Annotated in this window: 1 protein-coding gene; it reads left to right on the top strand. The window is 64.0% G+C overall.

Annotated features, from left to right (window positions below; all coding sequences use genetic code 11):
- Nucleotides 1-87: 87 nt before the first annotated feature.
- A complete protein-coding gene (locus XH79_RS06860; protein WP_271581159.1) occupies nt 88-1020 on the top strand; it encodes an IS110 family transposase in 933 nt (310 codons plus the stop codon).
- The last annotated feature ends 23 nt before the right edge of the window (nt 1021-1043 follow it).

Here is a 1043-nt window from a genome sequence, read left to right as displayed (position 1 = left end):
CAGCGCGGCGCCCCGTCCGTTGTTCCATTGAACCCGAACAGTCGCGAGGGCCGCCTGGTGAGCCCGGTTGCGCAAGGATGGGTGCAGATGGACGCGATCTATGTTGGCATCGATGTATCGAAGGACCGGTTGGACGTTCATATGCGTCCGAGCGGAGAAGCATTTGCGGTCCCGCGCGACGGCAAGGGCTTGGAAGACCTTGTTGCGCGGCTTGCGGCCTCTCCGCCGACCCTGATCGGGGTGGAGGCGACTGGCGGCTTCGAGACGGTCGTCGCTGCGGCACTGACCGGAGCGCAACTGCCGCTGGTAGTGATCAATCCGGCTCAGATCCGTCACTTCGCGCAGGCCGTCGGCCAGCGCGCCAAGTCCGATCCGATCGATGCCGCGGTGATCGCGCGGTTCGTCGAGGCAGTGAAGCCCGCTTTGCGCCCCGTCCCGGACGAGCAGGCTCGCTTGCTGGCCGAACTGGTTGCTCGCCGCCGGCAGATCATCGAGATGATCGTTGCGGAACGCCAGCGCGAGAAGCGGGCTGAGAATGTCCGCGTCCGCAAAAGCCTTGCTCGCCACATCAAGGTCCTTGAGAAGGAGCTGCCGGAGATCGACAACGACATCGATACGCTGGTACGCGGCTCGCCGGCCTGGCGGGACAAGGAAGACTTGCTGATCACCTTTCCCGGGGTTGGCAACACGCTCGCACGCACCTTCCTTGCCGAGGTGCCTGAGCTTGGCGCGCTCAATCGCCGCCAAATCGCGAGCCTTGCCGGGCTTGCTCCCTTCGTCCGTCAGTCCGGCCGATGGAAAGGCAGGAGTAAGATCGGTGGCGGACGCACCGCCTTGCGGGCAGCTCTTTACATGGCCGCCCTGTCGGCCATCCGATGCCATGCGCAGCTCAAGCTCTTCTATCGCCATCTCGTCGGCGCCGGTAAGCCGAAAATGGTCGCCCTCATCGCCGTTGCCCGCAAGCTCATCACCATCCTCAACGCCATGCTCAGGGATCGAAAACCATGGCAACCCGCTTGACAAAGAACACAGTCGCTGAGGTG

Source organism: Bradyrhizobium sp. CCBAU 45389 (assembly GCF_028128625.1).
Classification (GTDB): Bacteria; Pseudomonadota; Alphaproteobacteria; order Rhizobiales; family Xanthobacteraceae; genus Bradyrhizobium; species Bradyrhizobium liaoningense_B.
The sequence above is the reverse complement of the archived record's forward strand: the minus strand, read 5'-3'. Positions and strand labels throughout refer to the sequence as shown.